We start from the raw sequence: 16,951 nt of genomic DNA, 5'->3' as shown, positions 1-16,951 counted from the left end.
GGTCAGTGCCGGGTGGCCGTGGCCGATGCCACGCCCGACATCAGCACGGCCAGCTCGACGCGGAACAGGTAGATCATGGTGAGAAAGCCCGTCCAGATGCGGGCCCACACCAGGTCGGCCACGTCGCTGCCGTAGCGCTCCTGCACCGACGCCATGTGCTCGGCGATGGCGTTGACGCTCTGGCGCGCGTGGCCGGAGGAGAAGTTGTCGATGGACACGTGCACGCGCCAGAAGTCGGCCCGCAGGCCGCGCTTTTCGAGGTTGCGGATCATGGCCTCGTAGAAGCCGTCGAGGCCCGACATCTCGATCGCCAGGTTGATGCCCAGGGTCTCGGGGTAGTACTGCTGCGAGCACACGCCCACGGCCAGCAGGAACGACGGCACCTTGTAGGCCTGCTCCGGGATGCGCGGGTCCTGGGCGAAGGCCTCCTGCCAGGCCTCGGCGAACTCGAAGCCCATGTCGGCGAGCAGGCGGCGGTAGATGTTGGCGTGGTTGGCCTCGTGGTGCCCGTTGCCCACCTCGTCCGCGAAGATGGTGAACAGCCGCGCCCGGGCGCCGCGGGACAGCTCGGCCGCGCCGGCATGCCGGAGCCAGCAGCCATCGACCAGCGCGAAGGGCGCGAAGGCCACGTGCAGCCGCTGCAGGCCGAGGTCGCACAGGTCGAGCTGGAGCTTGCGCGTCTGCTCGGCCTGGAAGTAGTAGAAGTCCTCGATGCGGCGCTCGAAATCGGCGCGCGCATAGGCGAAGGGGCGCACCAGCGGCAGCGCCTCCATGCCGGGGCGCAGCGCCGCGAACTCCGCGCCGATGCGCTCCAGCACCTGCCGCGCCACCTCGATCGCCGCCGGGCGGGACTCCGCGTTGATGATGGCGCCATAGGCCGAGCGGAAGCCGCCGTCGCCGCCATCGCCGGCCGGCGCGGCAGCCAGGACGGCCTGCCGGTCGCGGCCCAGGAACGCGCCGAAGCGGGCGATACAACCGGCCTCCGCCACCGGCGGCTCGCCGGCGGCCAGCAGCCGGAAGTGGGCCTTGAGCGACTCGATCTCGGGCCGCGAGAAAACGCCGTGCATCTTTCCGCCCTCGCCCAGCAGGTTGCGGAAGAAGGGGCTGTCGTCGATGCCGTCGCGGCGGATCCAGTGGGAGTTCCAGAGCGCCTGCAACAGGGCCGCACCCGGGTGCTCGCTGTCGTTGAACCATTCGACCAGCCGCCGGCCGGCCAGCATCACGTGCGGGTGGTGGATCAGCGCGAAGCGGGCCTTGTGCTCCATGATGTCGGCCGCCCGCCGGCCCGCGCGGGCGGCGCTCTCGCGGGTGGCGTCGTCCAGCAGGCCGATGCAGGCGCCGAACAGCACGGCGCCGTGCCGCGCCCGCCCGGCCTCCGCGTCCGGCAGGCCGGCCAGCGCCTGCCACAGCGCCCGGCTGCGGGCGCGGTAGAACCGGCCCTGGTCGCTGCCGTGGGTCAGCAGCGCCATGGCATGCCAGAGGGCATGGGCGAAGCCGGCGATCTCCGGCAGGCGCTCGCAGGCCAGGGTGCCCAGGGCCGCCGGAATGCAGGCCGCCAGGAAGGTCTCCTCGTCGAAGGGCTCCTCGGCGAGATAGCCCTGCAGGTCGTGCTGCGGACCAAGCCAGGCGCCCTTGCGGCGGGCATGGTCGTCGAGCGTGGCCCGTATCGCCGGCTGGTCGCCGTCGTCCAGCAGCCGGAAGAGCACGTGCATCAGCGGCCGCGAGAAATTGCGGACGTCGGCCACGTGCAGCAGCAGGCGATCGCTGGCGCAGACCAGGAAGCGCAGTTGCGGCAGGACCCCGACGCTCCCCTCGGCGCGCTGCAGCAGTGCGGCGATGTTCCTCGCGCCCGCCAGCACCTCGGCCCGCGGCGCGCCGCGCCCGGTCCGCGGCGGATGGGCGTCGAAGAAGCGCAGGCAGGCCTTGGCCAGGTAGAGCCGGTACTCCGAGGCCGCGTCGTCGCACAGCCGCCGGCACAGCTCGCGCGGAGACGGCGCAGCCGCCTCCGAGATGGACGCGAGCCCCCGGGCCGAATAGGTGTCGCCCGCGCCGGCGGCGGAGGCTGGAAGGATTGCACTCATGGTTTGCTTGCCGCCCCGTGCGCTACGGCTTGGAGAAAACGTGGTCGTTGACCACCAGCAGGTCGAGCCCCGTGGACAGGAACACGGTGACCGCGTCCGCCGCGCTGTGGACGATGGGCTTGCCCATCACGTTCAGGCTGGTGTTGAGCAGCACCGGGGTGCCCGTGAGCGCGTGGAAGGAGCTCAGCAACTCGTGGAAGCGCGGGTTCCAGTCCTCGCGCACGGTCTGCAGGCGGCCGGTGTGGTCCGCGTGGCACACGGCGGGAATCTCCTCGCGGTGGGCCTCGCGGATGCGCAGGGTCTTCTCCATGTAGGGCGTGGCCGAATAGTCCTCGAAGTAGCGATCGCCGAACTCGTCCAGGATGGAGGGCGCGAACGGCCGGAAGCCTTCGCGGAACTTCACGATGGCGTTGATGCGCTCCTTCATCGAGGCCTGCCGCGCATCGGCCAGGATGGAGCGGTTGCCGAGCGAGCGCGGGCCGAACTCGGCGCGCCCCTGCACCCAGCCGACCACCTTGCCGGCGGCCAGCTCCCGGGCCACGTAGTCGCACAGCTCGCCCGGGGGCACCGGCACCTGCCCGAGCATCGGGCCGTTCTTCAGGAAGGGCTCCAGCTCCTTGTCGTCGATCGCCGAGCCGAGGTAGGGCGAATGGAAGGCCCGGCGCGGCACTGTGCCGCCGTCCTCGGCATAGGCCAGCAGCGCGGCGCCGACGGCGTTGCCGTCGTCGGAGGGCGCCGGCGGGACGTAGAACTGCCCGAAGCCGCTACGGGGCGCCACGCAGCCGTTGAAGGTGGAGTTGAGGGCGCAGCCGCCGGAGAGCACCAGCCGGTCGGAGAGCCCCAGCTTCCGCAGCCCGGCCAGCACCTCCAGCATCATCTCGCTGAAGTAGTGCTGCGCGGTGTAGGCGATGTCGGCCACCGACTCGTAGCTCTGGCCGGGGCGGCGCGCGAACGCCTGCAGCTCGCGGTAGGTGCCGGCCGCGTTCTCGTCCATCACCAGATCGAGGCCATCGACGTAGATGTGGCGGCGCAGGACGTCCAGGAACGCGGGGTTCAGCTCGCCATAGGGCGCCAGCCCCATCACCTTCCATTCCTCGCCGTTGACGATGTCCATGCCCAGCAGCGCGCAGATCGTGTAGCCGTAGTACAGCCCCAGGCTGGACAGCGAACCGTACCGGCCCCGGGCGGACTTCGTGCGCGGGATCGGCTCCAGCCTGCCGTCGCGGTAGTGGAAATAGCTGCTGTGCACGCCCTCGCCGTAGCCGTCGAAGACCGCGCACACGGCATCGTCGAACGGCGAGGTGTAGCAGGCATAGGCCGCATGCGTGAGATGGTGCTCGTAGCTGCGCACCGAGTGCTCCAGCCCCTGCAGGCCGCAGTAGCGCTCGATGCCGGTGCCGGCCAGCTTGTAGTTGGGCTCGATCAGCTTGTCGCACAGCCCGGCATGGAAGGCGACCCGTGCGATCCAGTCGCGGTCGGCCTGGGCATCGGCGCCCGCCAGCGCCTTGAGGATCTGCGCGGCATCGGCGCGCATCTTCTGCGGCGCCTCCCTGCTCCAGGTCTTGGCGACGACGATGGAACTGCAGGGCTCGCAGTACTGCTTGAGCAGCCGCGGGATGCGCAGCGGATCGTCCGGCGGCGTGTTCACCGCCCGCTTGTTCTGCAGGAACCGCTCGGTCGCCTCGGCGAACACGATCTCGCCATCCGCGTTGACGATGGCCAGCGCGTTCTCGTGGCCGGTGCAGGCCAGTCCTATGTAGTATTTCATCGAAGAATTCCAGGCGGCATCCACTGGGTTCAGAAGGGCCGGAGGGTGGTTTTTGGAAAGTGGCGTGGCGCTAGGCCACCGCTTCGGGCTCCCGGGCGCGCTCGAGATACAGCTGCTTCATCTTCATGCGCATGGGCTTGCCGCTGGAGGTGCGCAGCACCCCGCCGAACGGCAGCAGCACCACGTCGATCGGGCGCAGGTCGAACTCGCCCACCAGCGCCGCGGTGATGCGGGCCCGGATGGCCTCGGGCGGCGTGTCCCTGGCGGCGCGGCGCAGCTCGGCCATGACGACGATCGACTCCTCCTGCGCCTCGCCGGCATGGGAGAACACCACCACGCCTTCCGGGTTGAGCGCCTCGTGCGCGCCACGGATGGCGTTTTCCAGATCGGTGGGGAAGAAGTTGGCGCCGCGGACGATGATGACCTCCTTCATGCGCCCGAGGATGTAGAGCTCGCCGCCACGCAGCACGCCCAGGTCGCCCGTCCGGAGGAAGTGCTCCGCCCGGCCCTCCACCTGGCCGCGGAAGGCCTCGCCGGGGTTGCCCCAGTAGCCGGCGGCCACGCTGGGGCCGCGCACCCACACCTCGCCCATCCCGCCCTCTTCCACCGGCCGGCGCGACTCCGGATCGACGATCAGCAGCTCGTGCCCGTCCAGGGCGCTGCCGCACGACACCGCATCGCGGAACTCCGCCCGGTGCCCGCCGCCCGGGATGGCGGGCAGGACCCGGTAGCCCGCGCCGCGGGAGCCGCCGGAGATCATCAGCGTCGATTCCGCCATGCCGTATGTCGGGTAATGCGCGGTGCCGCGGAAGCCATGGGGCGCGAACCGGCGCGTGAAGCGCTCCAGCGTCTGCGCGTCCACGCGCTCTGCGCCGTTGAAGGCCAGCTCCCACGACCCCAGGTCCAGCCCCGCGCATTCGGCCTCTTCCACGCGCTCCACGCACGCCTGGTAGCCGAAGTTGGGGCCGCCGCTGGCGGTGATGCCGTAGCGCGAGATGAGCTGCAGCCAGCGCCCCGGCTTCTGGATGAACAGCAGCGGCGACAGCAGGGTGATCGGGTAGCCGGTGTGGACCGGGCTCAGGACACCGCCGATGAGGCCCATGTCGTGGTACGGCGGCAGCCACACCATGCCGCGCGAATCCGGGCCGAGGCCGAACTTCGTCTCGATGCCCGCGAGGTTCGCCATGATGCTGGCATGCGTGACCACCACGCCCTTGGGATCGCTGGTGGAGCCCGAGGTGTACTGCAGCAGCGCGGTATCGCCGGGCGCGACGTCCGGGCACTGCCACGCATGGCCTTCGGCCGCGAGGCGGGCCGGATCGGCCAGCTCGATGCCCTGCAGCCCGGCAGGCTGCAGCAGCTCCGCCAGCGGCCGCATCGAGGCCTCGTCGCACACCACCAGCCGGGGCGCGCAGCTCTTCACGATCTCGACGATCTTCGAGCGGTGGCGCGTGCCCCGCAGCGGCGTGCAGGGCACGGCGATGGCCCCGGCCAGCAGACAGGCGAAGAAAACGCAGCTGTAGTCCTCGCCCACCGCGCAGAGGATCAGCACCCGCTCCCCGCGCAGCCCCCGCTGCTGCAGCGCCGCGGCCAGGCGCTTCGCCTGCGCGACCAGCGTGGCGTACGACCACTCCAGGGGCTGGAGATCGCCGCGGGTGATGAAGCGATAGGCCACGCTGCCGTCGCAGGCCGCTTCGCGGTCCAGCAGACAGTGCATCAGCGTGGGCGTTACTGCTCGGCGTGCCGTCATCGTTGCTTTCGAGTTCAGGGGGGTGGACATGGTGGGCGGGGCGGGTGGCGAAGGCCGCCCCTTGCGGTGGCGGCCCGTGCGCTCAGGTCTTGACGAACACCGAAGCGAACCAGTTGCTCTTGCCGGTGGCCAGGCACAGCACCCGGTGTCCGGCGGCGGGCCGCCGTTGCTCCAGCAGGCGTTCGAGGTTGAGCGGGATGTCGCAGGAATAGGCATGGGCGACCTCCGCGACATCGGGGCAGAAATGGATCTCCCGCTTCACGCCGGCGACGTAGCTGAACATCGCCAGCGCCGGCAGCGCGAAGTTGCCGGTCAGGAAGGTATCGATCGACGCCCGGTCGGTCGCCTGGCGGGCCAGCAGCGTCTCGACGCATTCCTTCATCGCATCGGTGGAGAGCTTGAGGAACTTCGGCGAGTACGCGCTGGAGGTTTCCACCCGCAGCCGCTGGTTGGAGCGCTGCAGGCTGTCCAGCAGCCGGAAGTCGTTGCGCGGGTCGGTGTCCACCACGAAGCAGGCCGCGCCATCGCTCACGACCACATTGCCGTCGATGACGCGCTGGCGCTCGTCCAGGCACGTGTCGGTGGCGATGACAAGCACCTGCCGCGCCTTGCCCGCCTCGATCAGGCCCTGGGCCAATTGCAGAGCGCCCACCGCATTGCCGCACTCGGACGAGAAGAGGCCCACGACGTTGACCTTCTCCAGCCCCAGGCGGACCAGCGTGTCGCCCAGTTGCTCGTTGTAGAGCTGCGGGTCCCGCAACGTCAGCGTCGCGTAGATGACCAGATCGATGCCCTCCTGCAGCGCGGGCCGGGCATCCAGCAGCTTGCGCACGCAGCGGTAGGCCAGCTCGGCCGGGCCGTGCGGCGATTTCCGGTAGTGGCGGAATCCGCCGCTCAGGATGTGGGCCCGCAGCTCGGGCTGTTCGATCAGCTGGGGCAGCTCCTCCACCGGGCGCTGCTCGCCCAGCTCGTGCTGAAAGCCTCCAAAGTAGACGTCATTCGTTCGCATGCTGCTTCAGTCGGTCGGAAAAAAAAGGGGGCGCCACGGTCGATTCACCCCCGCGCCATGGGGCTGGCGTGGGCGGCGCCTCGCGGCGCTCAGACACGGACGGCCGCGGTGCTGCGGTCCAGCAGTTCGGCGGCCAGCGTCCCGGCATGGCGGGCCAGCCAGGGGCTGCCGGCGCCATCCGGCTTGCCGTGGTACTTCGGAAGGATGAGGGGCCGCTCCGTGTTCAGGCGGCACCACATGCCCTGCGCCGTGCCCTGCGCATCCAGCGGCGGGTACAGCGCGCAGAAGGTGTAGCCGCTGTCCTCCAGCGTGCGCTGGGCGCCCACGTAGGCCTCGGTCATCGGCAGGATGACGGTCAGCGTGCTGCAGGCCACCTGCTCCAGCCGGTGCAGCGAGCGATGGAAGTCGCCGCCCCCCGGGCTTGCCACCAGCTTCGCCGGGTTCTTCTCCTGCTGGTAGTCCTCCTCCAGCAGGAGCCAGCCCGCGGGGACCGGGGCGCAGCCGCCCGCGGGCCGCACCAGCCGGGGCGCGGCGCCCCAGTTGTCGATGAAGACCTGCCGGATGAAGGCTTCCGTGCTCTCGCCGAAGACGTGGATGTCCCGCAGCCCCCCGACGCCGGGCGCGTCGTGCAAGGGGCCCGGCAGCCGCACGAAGAAGTCCAGCAGCTCATACGACCCGGCCCCGGAGTCCGGCATCAGATACCAGGGGGCATAGCCCCACTGCGTCATCTTCATCACGTGGGACACCAGATAGCGCACCGCGCCGCCGCCCCGCACCCGCCCCTCGCGGGCCGCGCGGCTGCTGCAGTTGCGCGAGGTGCAGAAGAAGCTGCGGTAGCGGGAGCCGGCCGTCTCCAGCCACTGGCGCAGGAACAGCGCGAAGCCGTACTTGGCGCTGCCGTCGCTGGCCGAGCCGCTCTTGCCCAGCTCGCCGATGCCCGAGCCGAACGGGAAGTCGGCGTCGTAGAGGGACAGCGTGCCGAACTGTTCGGCCCGCAGGCTCGCCTCGTTCATCGACCACACGCAACTCGTCTGCGACCCGCTTTCGAGGGCGGTGACGAGGTAGGCGCTGTCCTGGGTGGGCGCCGGATAGTCGGGCCCGTAGCACTGGGCCACGATGCCGGCGATGACCGAGGAATACCCGTGCGCGGCGCCCCGCACCGCGTCCGGCGCAACGAAGTGGAAATCCGCGGGGATGTGCGCATCGGCCTGCAGCAGCCCCTCCGTGAAGGAATCGATCGCCTTGCTCATGCGCTTTCCCGTTTCACCGCGGGCGTGCCGCGCAGGTCCCGATAGGCCTTGAGATGGAAGCCGATATAGGAAGGCTCGCAGTACTTCATCTGCTTCTCGAGGATCTTGTGCGCCTTGGGCAGGTTGTAGAACGGCACGTACGGAAACGCGTGGTGGGCCGTGTGGTAGTTGATGTTCCAGAAGACCAGGCGCCCCAGCCAGTTCGAGCGGATCGTGCGCGTGTTCTCCAGCGCGTTGCTGCCGCAATCGACCTTGTAGTGCTCGGGCAGGCTGATCAGGTAGAGGATGAGCGGGAAGAAGACGCAGACCGGCACCAGGAACGTCTTGACCGCGATTTCCGGTGCCTGCCAGGTGAAGCCGGCCACGGCCGCGCACCACAGCAGCATCACGGCGAAATCCGCCCTCACGGCGGGCAGGTCGGACTCTTTGGTGTTGAAGAACGCGGTGCGCCGCCCGAAGAACGCCAGCACGCTGTACTTCCACTCGTTGTAGAAAAAGGAGTTGAAGATGGTGGACCAGGACAGCAGGCCCTTGAGGTACTCGGCGCGGCTGCGGTAGCCGTAGAGGCCGATCTCGTTCTGGGTGTCGCCTTCCTGCGTGGTGTGCGCGTGGTGCTTCAGGTGGTAGCCGCGGTGCAGCGTGAAATTGAGGAAGTTGGTCGCCATGAAGAAGGCGCCCGCCAGATGGTTCAGCCTGCGCGATCCCGAGAAGGACGAGTGCACGCATTCGTGGCCGATCAGGTTGAGCCCGCCCAGCATGGCGCCCATCGCGATCCAGATCGGAAGCCACAGCGCGAAGTGGTCCACCCGCAGGCCGGCATAGGCCAGCGCGGCATAGAGCGCCGCGAGCACGGCGAACTGGACGACGAAGCGCATCGGCTTCTTGGTGGCGAGCTCCCGCTTCTGCTCCTGCGTCAGCCGGACGGGAGCGTAGCTCTTGAGTGCTTCGCTGCCTTCGTTATGCATGGTGGCCTCTCAGGAGCTGGCAGATGGAATCGACGGACCGGAAGTCGTCGGGGCTCAGGTTCTCGCCCACCAGCTTGATGCCGAAGCGGCCCTCCAGCTTGTCGATGAGGAAGAGCAGCCTCAGGGAATCCAGTCCCTGGTCCCTCAGGCTCCGGCCGGCATCCACGGCGCCGGCGTCGATTTCGAGGACCTCCGCGGCCATGGCCCCGACATCGGCGGCCAGGTAGGGGTGATGGGTGATGGGCGTGTTCATGGGTGCGTGCACGGCGGCTGGCATGCCGCCAGTCCGGGGTGGAAGGGAGACAGCAGGCGGCAGAACGCCTGCCGCACGGCGAGCGAGGAGAAGGCGAGCACGGGCCGCTCGGCCAGCGCCATGACGGCCCGGTAGGCCGCGCCGATCTGGAAGGTGCGCATGAAGCGATCGACCTGCGCCTGCGCTTGGGCGACCTCGTCCTGCGTGATGACTTCGCAAAGAGCTTCTGCGGGAGCCTCGGCGGGCTGCGCCAGCCTGCGGCCCAGCTCGGCCATGCGGGGCTGGAGCCGTTCGAGCTGCTGCACGTCGAAGCGGATGTAGGGCTTGTTGGCATCCCTGTGGGCCGCGTCATAGACGGCGGCGCGCAAGGCATCGACACCGTAGCGCTCGATGACGGCGCGGATGTCGATCACGTTGCCCTTGGACTTGGTCATCTTCTCGCCCTGCTGGTCCACCAGCAGGCCGTGCACCATCAGCGAGCCGAAGCCGGCTTCGTAGCCGAGCGCGCAGGCCAGGATGTTCTTGAGCGAGCCCCAGTAGTGGTAGATGTCGTGCCCGCACACGGTGAAATCGACCGCGTTCTCCATCGCGTCCGACGGGTTGGCCGAAGGCCCCATCAGGCAGCAGCTGAAGAAGATGGAGATGACGTCGGGCGAGGGCTCGAAACCGTCGCCGGCGCACTGGGCACACTGCGCCGGGCGCTCCTGCGCCACCACCGCGTGGCCGCAGGCCTGGCAGTGCCAGACCGGCAGCGGCTGCCCCCACAGCGACTGGCTCGATACCTGGAAGTCGCGGTTGGTGGCGTAACCGCCGTAGTAGCTGGTGTTGAGCGTCTCGTGGTACTGGTTCACGATGGGCCGGCGCAGCTTGTCCAGCCAGAGCTCGAACCCTTTTTGCCACAGCGCGGAATGGAACTGCGGCGGCTTCCCGGCCCGCTCCAGCCCCTTGCGGACGTCGAAGTACCACTGCCCCGACACCCGCGGATGGAGCTCCGTGGAGCACACGCCGCAGCGGGCCACCTGGTGGTCGGTGTCTTCGCGTGCCACCGTCCATCCATCCCGCGCCAGGGCCTGCTCGATCTCCCGGCGGCTGGCCGCCAGGGAATCCCGGCGGAACGCGGGGTAGTGCGCGCTGACGTTGCCATCGCGGTCGTAGGTGTTGACCGGGGCGGCCTCGCCCGGCGGCTGGAAGTCGGCCGGGTTGACCTGCGGGTTGCAGATCGTGAGGCAATCAGGGGCCAGGTCCGGATGGCTTTTGCCCTCCTGGATGCGCAGGCGGCTGCCGAGCAAATGGACCTCCTGGCCGACCAGTGGGGCGAAACGGGGATGCTCCGGCGCGATCCGCAGCGCGGTGGCGCCCAGGAGCCGCTCCAGGCCATGCGTGGCGATGGTGATGCCACCTCCTCCGGCATCGGCGTGGGACACGAGCAGCCGGGGAATGCGCTCGGCGGCGTACTTCACGTCGATCTCGGAGATCGAGGTCCGGCAGCATGGGCACCAGTTCACCATCTCCACCGACGGGTAGATGTAGCCGTCGCCCTGCAGCTGGACGAACGCGCGCTGCATGAACTGCACGCGCGTGCCGTCCATCGAGTTGTACTCGGCGTCCCAGTCGGCATCCAGGCCGATGTACGCGATCTGCTGGAGGATCGACCGCCGCGTCTCCTGCTGCCAGCGAAGGAAATCCGCCATGTCCCAGCGGCCGCCGTGCTGGCGCTTGTAGGCGATCTCCGCGCGCGACCCCGCATGCTCCGTGCCCGGCCGGAAATGGACCACCTCCCCCTGGCTGCGCAGGTACCGCACGCAGGTGTCGAGCAGGGTGAAGCTGAAGCCGTGCCCCAGGTGCAGGTCGCCCGTCACATTGGGCGGCGGCAGCAGCACGAACCGGCCCGGCTGCGCGGCGCGCGCAGGCGCCTGCGCGCGGTCGCCGCCGATGCGCGGGGACTCAAGCAAGCTCATGGGCCGGCTCGCTCTGCAGATAGCTGCCCGCCAGCAGGGTCAGCTCGATCGCCTTGCACAGCGCCTGGGTCGATTCGACGCCCAGCGCCCCCACGAACAGGCGGATATAGGGCTTGTCGAAGCCGGCCATCGCCGACGACGCCGACACCCGCGGAACGGTGTGGCCGAAGGACACGCCCTTGATCAGGCGGATGCCCCGGGCGGTGCAGACCTCGATCAGCTCGCTGATGAAGCGGTTGAGCTTGGGGTAGTCGTTGCCGGACCGGAACTTGAAGGACACGCAGCCCCCCAGGGTCTTGTAGCGCTTGCCGACCTCGTGGTCCGGGTGCGACGCGTGGCCGGGATAGTGCACCTCCACCAGGGACTGCACGGCATCCAGGCCCGAGAAATGGTCCATGACCGCCATCGCGTTCCGCGCGATGATGTCCATGCGCTTCCACAGCGTATCGGCCGAGTACCGGGGGAACGTGTTGGCGCAGTCCCGCGAGAGGATGGCGCCCGTGTTGCGGCGGATGATGCCCAGCTTCTCCCGGTGGGCGATGGGCGCGAGCACGTAGCCGGCCATCATGCTGTCGAAGCCGAGCTGCAGGTACTTGGAGCAGCTCTCGTAGTAGATGACCTCGACCTTGCCGCCGGCATCGCTCCATTCGGGCCGGTAGCAGCCCGGCGACATCGTGCCGTCCACCACGACGGTGACGGCCCCGGTCATCCGGGACCCGATCTCGCGGAAGAAACGGTCGAGGTCGATCAGGCGCTGCTCGGGCGTGTTGGACAACGGGTCCAGGAAGATGGCCCGGGGCTGGCGCGCCTCGGCCAGCGCGAGGATCTGCTCCACGTCGTAGCTCTCGGCGAAAACCACGTCGAGCGATTTCAGCGTGGTGAGCTGCCCCGAGGCCTCGAAGTAGATGTAGGGCGAAACCAGCACCGTATCGCCCGGGCTCAGGATTTCCCGCACGGTGAAGGCTTCCACGATGGCATAGGCCGACATGCCGGAAGAGGTCAGCACCACGGCCTTTTGCGTGGTGTCGTAGCCCAGCACCTCGGCCAGCTGCCGCTCGATGGCTTCCACCTCCTTCGATTCGTAGCGCTCGTAGTTGACCCGCGCATTCCGCTGCGCGCACAGATCGAAGAACTGGTTGGAGTGGGACTGTTCGTAGGCCGGGGCGCACCATTCCAGGCACTGGATGACGTAGCTCTTGGTCTGCAGCATCATCCGCGCGAGCTGCTCGCACTCGATGGTCTGCCGGTCGAGTTCGCTCTCGGCCTGCAATCCGCCCTCGTGCCGGATCCTGGCCTCGGCCACTTCGAGGGCGGAGGACATCGCGGACTCCAGCTGGCCCACGAGGGGGCGCTGGATCGGCACGTTGTTCGCCTTGCAGTACATGGTGTACTGCTTCAGCCGGCCCTGAAGCTCGGCCACGTCGGCCGTCGCCGACATCAACTGGGCCAGGCCAATGGTGACCACTTCGGCTTTCACCGACTTGGCGCTGGCCGGGGCCACGTCCGTTTTCACTTCATCGCTGTACATGGTTCTCCCTGGAGGGGCAAAGGCAAATCGCAAAGTCGCAATGCGGCGGACAGCCCCCACCGAAACCGGTTCGGAGCGGGGCAAGGGGTAGCGGGGGCGGATCAAGATCAGGAGCGGTGCGAACCACCCCGCCCTGCCCGCCTTCAGGAGGGTTCAGCCGCGCCAGCGGCGGCGGCGCGCGATCACGAGGGCCCCGGCATCGGCGCCGCCTGCGGCGTGGTTCGCTCCATGACCGTCACCTGCTGCGCACCACGCCAAGCTGCCAGGGCGTCGGCACGCGGGCCCCTTCGGTGCCGGTGCGGGCCAGCACCCAGTCGAGCAAGGTATTGGCGACCAGGCTGCTGCCCGGCTCGCCCGGCGGCGGGGCATCCGCGGCGTCCCCGAGCGTGTCGTCGGCCGCCACGTAGTCCGTGTGCCGGTAATACCGGGAGCTGATGGTGGACGGAAGCGGCGACTTGCCCGCCGCGACCTGCGACTGCAGCGTGCCGGTCGGGCCGATGTAGGTGTAGTCGCGCACCCCGGGAAAGACCGATGGCATCGCCGGCGACGGTGCCGCGCGGTGGGCGTAGTAGAGGGGAATGTCGATGGCCGTCTTGTCGATGTCGATCCGCACGCCGTCGTGCACGAAGGTGAACTTCGAGCCGCCGCCCAGGAAGCGGATGTCGGCGTCGTAGCGCTCGGAGGGATACCAGTTGTTGGTGACGATCTCGCGCGCATCGACCGTGCGCGGCCCGCTGACGGGAAAGGCGTAGGTCACCGGGCGGATGTTGGTGCGGTTGCTGGTCCAGGCATAGGCCTTCATGAACTGCGCCGCCTGGCCGACCCCGACCTTGGCCTCGCGCGCAATGGCGGAGCGGCCTCCCGCCTCCTGCCATCCGTACACCCGGCCCGGATCGATCTGCGACGGCAAGGGCACGCACATCCCCGGCAGCGAGCCGGCATCGCACTGCGACGACGTGCCCGACCTCGGCGTGAAGTCCAGCAGCCCCAGGCTCTGCCCCACCGCCACCACCAGCGGCTCCTGGAGATTGACCTGCAGCGGGCCGTAGGCCGCCGAATCCGAACGGGTCGGGCTGGTGTCGAAGTTCATGCCGGCCCGCGCCAGATGCGAGAGCCGGATCTGGCCGAGGAAGGCGTTGGCGGTTCCGGCCGTGGTTCCGGGGAACTGCGACGTGGGCACGATCATGCCGGCCTGCCGCGGGGCGAACAGCGATTCGCTGGCGGCGTTCTCCCGGGCGTAATAGCGGATGCTGGCGATCTCGCGCGCTCCGGCGGCCGGGCCGGACGCCAGGTTGAGGCCGACCGCATCGGTGTAGACCGGGCTGCGGCCACCGCGCAGCGCATCGATGGCCTGCCGGTGGGCATCCGCCTGCTGCGCGGAAGGGTAGCCATCGGTGCCATAGGCACCGGCATCGTCCAGCATCACGATTCCGGCCAGGTGCTGGAAGCCGCGGGTGCCGTCGGGCCTCAGGCGGCCGGCGTACAGGCTGGCGAAACTGCCGCCCTGCGAGTGGCCGGCCAGGAAGATGTTCCTGCTGCCGGTCTTCTGCTGGACCAGCGCCAGCATGCGATCGACGTCGCGGGCATAGGTCTCGAAGTCCCAGTCGGCGATGAAAGGCACGTCGCCCTGTTCGAGGGGCTTCCAAGCGGCCCCGGGCCGGCCCGCCAGCGCCTTCGGGGACGCCAGCGGGAATTTGCCACGGCCATCCAGCGCGAACCGGCCGTCGCTGCCCATGATGGAGGGCCCGAAATAGTATTCGACCGCCGCCTCGGGGCTGTCGCCCAGGATCGCGGCGCGGGCGCCCCGGGTATCGGCAAGGTGCGCGCCCCGGCGCTGCACGACCCACACCTCCAGGCGGCAATCGACCGCGCGCTGGCCGTCCCGGCATCCCCCCTGCCGGAGATGGGCCTTGTGCAGCAATTGGGCGCTGAGATAGAGCCAGTGCGCGGGGGTGCTGGAGAACCCCGGCATGGCCACGATGACGGCATGGGCCTTTTGCGGGAACTCGCCATCCAGCGCCGAGCGCACGCGCAGGAACGTGGCCTGGTTCAGCTCGGCAGGCGTGCGCAGGGTGTACGCATTGGCGTCGAGCTCACCACCCGCGATCTGGATGTATTCGCCGATCACGTCCGGATAATCCGGCAGCGCCGACTGCGCAAACTGGCTGAAAGGCCAGTTGAGCCGCGTCTGCGCATTGGCGCTGCCCACGGATGCAAGCAGCGAGAACGCGACAGTTGCTGCAATTTTCGAACCGATCAAAGCCATCCTCGCTGCACTTGTTGATTATTCTGTACAGCGGAAATTTGACCTTCTACCGAAATTCCGCGTAACTACCTCTTCCGGTAGGTACTCCTTCGGGTAGGTCGGCGCATCCGGACGACCCGTTTTCATTCGCTGGTCTTGTGGCGACACACGGCCCGAATGCACTGATTCGCCGGGCCATCCGCTCGCAGGCATTGCGCACAGCCAGCCGCTTCGACGCCAATTGCGCAAGATCCGCTAAGCGCTCCCCAGCCTGCCGCGGCACACTGGCATGCGATGAGAAACCACCGTGCCGAACAAGACTATCGAGAGCGTGTCGCGCGTGTCGTCGCTTTCATCGTGGCGAATCCCATGGCCGAGCACGGCTTGGAAGACCTTGCGGCGATGGCGCATTTCTCGCCCTACCACTTCCACCGCGTGTACCGCAGCGTGGTCGGGGAAACGGTCGCCGCCACGGTACGCCGCGTCCGGCTGGCACGCGCGACGCACCTGCTGGAGCAAGGAAGGGAGAGCATCACGCAGGTGGCGCTGGCCGTGGGCTACGACAGCCCGCAGGCTTTCACGCGCGCCTTCGGCCAGTTCACCGGCCAGTCTCCGCAGGCCTTCCAGAGAGCATTGCACCAGGTCGGGCCGGGCGGTGGTGGTCCCTTTGCGGAGGGCGCCCCTGCCCACCCGCTGGCGGTCCAGGTCATCGATCGCCCCGCGCAACGGGTGCTGGCCTTGCGGCATGCCGGCCCCATCGCGACCATTCCCCATACCCAGCGCCGGCTGTACCTGGCCTGCGGAACCCGCGCAGCCGAACGGCTGGGCGCCTCTTATGGAGACCCCGGAGTGCCCGCGTCCGGCTTCAGGTACTACGCCGCGGCGGTCGTCCCCGAGCCCCACGCGGCGATGGATGCAGGGCTGGAAACCCTCGACATCCCGGCCGGGCGCTATGCGCGGCACCGCCTCGCGGGCCCCTATGCCCGCATCGGCGCGGCGATGGCCGCGCTCTACGCGCGCTGGCTGCCGTCCAGCGGATACGAACCCGACGACAGGCCGGCGCTGGAGCATTACCTGAACTCGCCGCGCGATGCCGGGCAGGCCGACCTGCTCACCGACCTGCTGATCCCCATCCGTACGGCCCGAATGCCATGACCCGACCCTGCCTGCTTTCCATCGCCGCATTTTTCTTGTCGGCCACCCTGGCCCATGCAGCGGGCTTCGCCTTCATCGAGGTGCCCGCCGACCGGGAGGGGCCCGCATTGCGCGGAGCCGTCTGGTCGCCCTGCGATGCGCCTGCGGGCCGCATCGCCCTCGACCCCCTGGTCATCGATGGCCTCAAGGACTGCCCGGTCATGGGCACAGGGCTCCCCCTGGTCGTGGTCTCCCACGGCACCGGCGGCTCATTCCTGGGCCACCACGACACGGCGGCCACACTGGCCGACGCGGGCTTCGTTGTGGCCGCCATCAGCCACCCTGGGGACAACTTCCGCGACCTCAGCCGCCAGGGCCACCTGTCGGCATTCGCCACCCGGCCGGTGGATATGAAACGGCTCGTCGACCACATGCTGGGCCGCTGGCCCGGTCGCGCCCGGCTGGACCCCAGCCGAGTGGGCATCTTCGGCTTTTCCCGGGGAGGCTATACCGCCTTGGCGGCGGTCGGTGCCCAGCCGGACTGGGCCTTGCGCCAGGACCTGTGCCCGCCGGAATCCCCGCGGCCCTTGTGTGAAGAGATTCGTCGCCGGGCATTCCCTGCCCCACCCGTGCCAGACCCGCGCATCAAGGCGGCCGTCGTGGCCGATCCCTTGAGTGTTTTCGACGCGCGGGGCTTGAAACAGGTGGGGGTCCCGGTTCAGCTCTGGGCTTCCGAATATGGCGGTGACGGCGTCACGCCCGCCTCCGTGGACACGGTTCGCCAGGGACTGCCGGCACCGCCCGAATGGCATGTGGCCTCCGGCGCGGCCCATTTCGCTTTTCTCGCGCCGTGCTCGCCGGCCATGGCCACCACACTGCCCGGCCTGTGCCGCGATGGGGCCGGCTTTGACCGCGTTGCGTTCCATGCGACCTTCAACGCCGAGGTCCTGGCGTTCTTTCAGCGGCACCTTCTGCGGGCCATCGGTCCCGCCCATTGAAACACCTTGGCA

12 protein-coding genes are annotated in these 16,951 nt (G+C 69.0%); 2 read left to right on the top strand and 10 right to left on the bottom strand.

The window, feature by feature from the left end:
- Positions 1-2 precede the first annotated feature (2 nt).
- The 10 genes from AX018_RS04730 to AX018_RS04685 all read right to left on the bottom strand — a co-directional run bounded on the left by AX018_RS04730 (position 3) and on the right by AX018_RS04685 (position 14,828).
- Positions 3-2,081, bottom strand: coding sequence for an iron-containing redox enzyme family protein (locus tag AX018_RS04730; protein ID WP_111876157.1), 2,079 nt, complete (start codon positions 2,079-2,081; stop codon positions 3-5).
- 22 nt (positions 2,082-2,103) lie between these two features.
- Positions 2,104-3,849: a carbamoyltransferase family protein gene (locus AX018_RS04725; protein WP_111876156.1), complete on the bottom strand. Its 1,746-nt coding sequence runs from the start codon at positions 3,847-3,849 to the stop codon at positions 2,104-2,106.
- 70 nt (positions 3,850-3,919) lie between these two features.
- The gene (locus tag AX018_RS04720) at positions 3,920-5,629 is read right to left on the bottom strand and encodes a fatty acyl-AMP ligase (protein WP_245951431.1); all 1,710 of its coding nucleotides are present in this window, start codon (positions 5,627-5,629) and stop codon (positions 3,920-3,922) included.
- A 52-nt stretch (positions 5,630-5,681) separates the two neighbouring features.
- Complete coding sequence (locus AX018_RS04715; protein ID WP_111876154.1) at positions 5,682-6,608, bottom strand: beta-ketoacyl-[acyl-carrier-protein] synthase family protein; 927 nt, start codon at positions 6,606-6,608, stop codon at positions 5,682-5,684.
- Between the two features lie 89 nt (positions 6,609-6,697).
- Positions 6,698-7,858 carry a hypothetical protein gene (locus AX018_RS04710; RefSeq protein WP_111876153.1) on the bottom strand — a complete coding sequence of 387 codons (1,161 nt, stop codon included), beginning with the start codon at positions 7,856-7,858 and terminating at the stop codon, positions 6,698-6,700.
- Positions 7,855-8,823 carry a fatty acid desaturase family protein gene (locus AX018_RS04705; protein ID WP_111876152.1) on the bottom strand — a complete coding sequence of 323 codons (969 nt, stop codon included), beginning with the start codon at positions 8,821-8,823 and terminating at the stop codon, positions 7,855-7,857. Before AX018_RS04705 ends, AX018_RS04710 begins: the two co-directional genes overlap by 4 nt.
- A complete protein-coding gene (locus AX018_RS04700) occupies positions 8,816-9,076 on the bottom strand; it encodes an acyl carrier protein (protein ID WP_111876232.1) in 261 nt (86 codons plus the stop codon). Before AX018_RS04700 ends, AX018_RS04705 begins: the two co-directional genes overlap by 8 nt.
- Positions 9,073-11,034 (bottom strand): class I tRNA ligase family protein, encoded by a 1,962-nt coding sequence (locus tag AX018_RS04695; RefSeq protein WP_111876151.1) that lies wholly within the window; start codon positions 11,032-11,034, stop codon positions 9,073-9,075. Before AX018_RS04695 ends, AX018_RS04700 begins: the two co-directional genes overlap by 4 nt.
- On the bottom strand, positions 11,021-12,562 hold the full coding sequence (locus tag AX018_RS04690) for a PLP-dependent transferase (RefSeq protein ID WP_111876150.1): 1,542 nt from the start codon (positions 12,560-12,562) through the stop codon (positions 11,021-11,023). The genes AX018_RS04695 and AX018_RS04690 overlap by 14 nt, the downstream gene beginning before the upstream one ends.
- Before the next feature lie 235 nt (positions 12,563-12,797).
- On the bottom strand, positions 12,798-14,828 hold the full coding sequence (locus AX018_RS04685) for an alpha/beta fold hydrolase (protein WP_245951430.1): 2,031 nt from the start codon (positions 14,826-14,828) through the stop codon (positions 12,798-12,800).
- A gap of 273 nt (positions 14,829-15,101) precedes the next feature.
- Between AX018_RS04685 and AX018_RS04680 the strand changes: the two genes are divergently transcribed.
- Both AX018_RS04680 and AX018_RS04675 read left to right on the top strand, forming a co-directional pair.
- The gene (locus AX018_RS04680; protein WP_111876149.1) at positions 15,102-15,962 is read left to right on the top strand and encodes an AraC family transcriptional regulator; all 861 of its coding nucleotides are present in this window, start codon (positions 15,102-15,104) and stop codon (positions 15,960-15,962) included.
- Positions 15,959-16,939, top strand: a complete 981-nt coding sequence (locus AX018_RS04675) for an alpha/beta hydrolase family protein (RefSeq protein ID WP_111876148.1) — start codon at positions 15,959-15,961, stop codon at positions 16,937-16,939. The genes AX018_RS04680 and AX018_RS04675 overlap by 4 nt, the downstream gene beginning before the upstream one ends.
- Positions 16,940-16,951: the final 12 nt, after the last annotated feature.

Source organism: Paracidovorax anthurii, from assembly GCF_003269065.1.
Taxonomy (GTDB): domain Bacteria; phylum Pseudomonadota; class Gammaproteobacteria; order Burkholderiales; family Burkholderiaceae_C; genus Paracidovorax; species Paracidovorax anthurii.
This window is presented reverse-complemented; position numbering and strand designations above follow the sequence as displayed.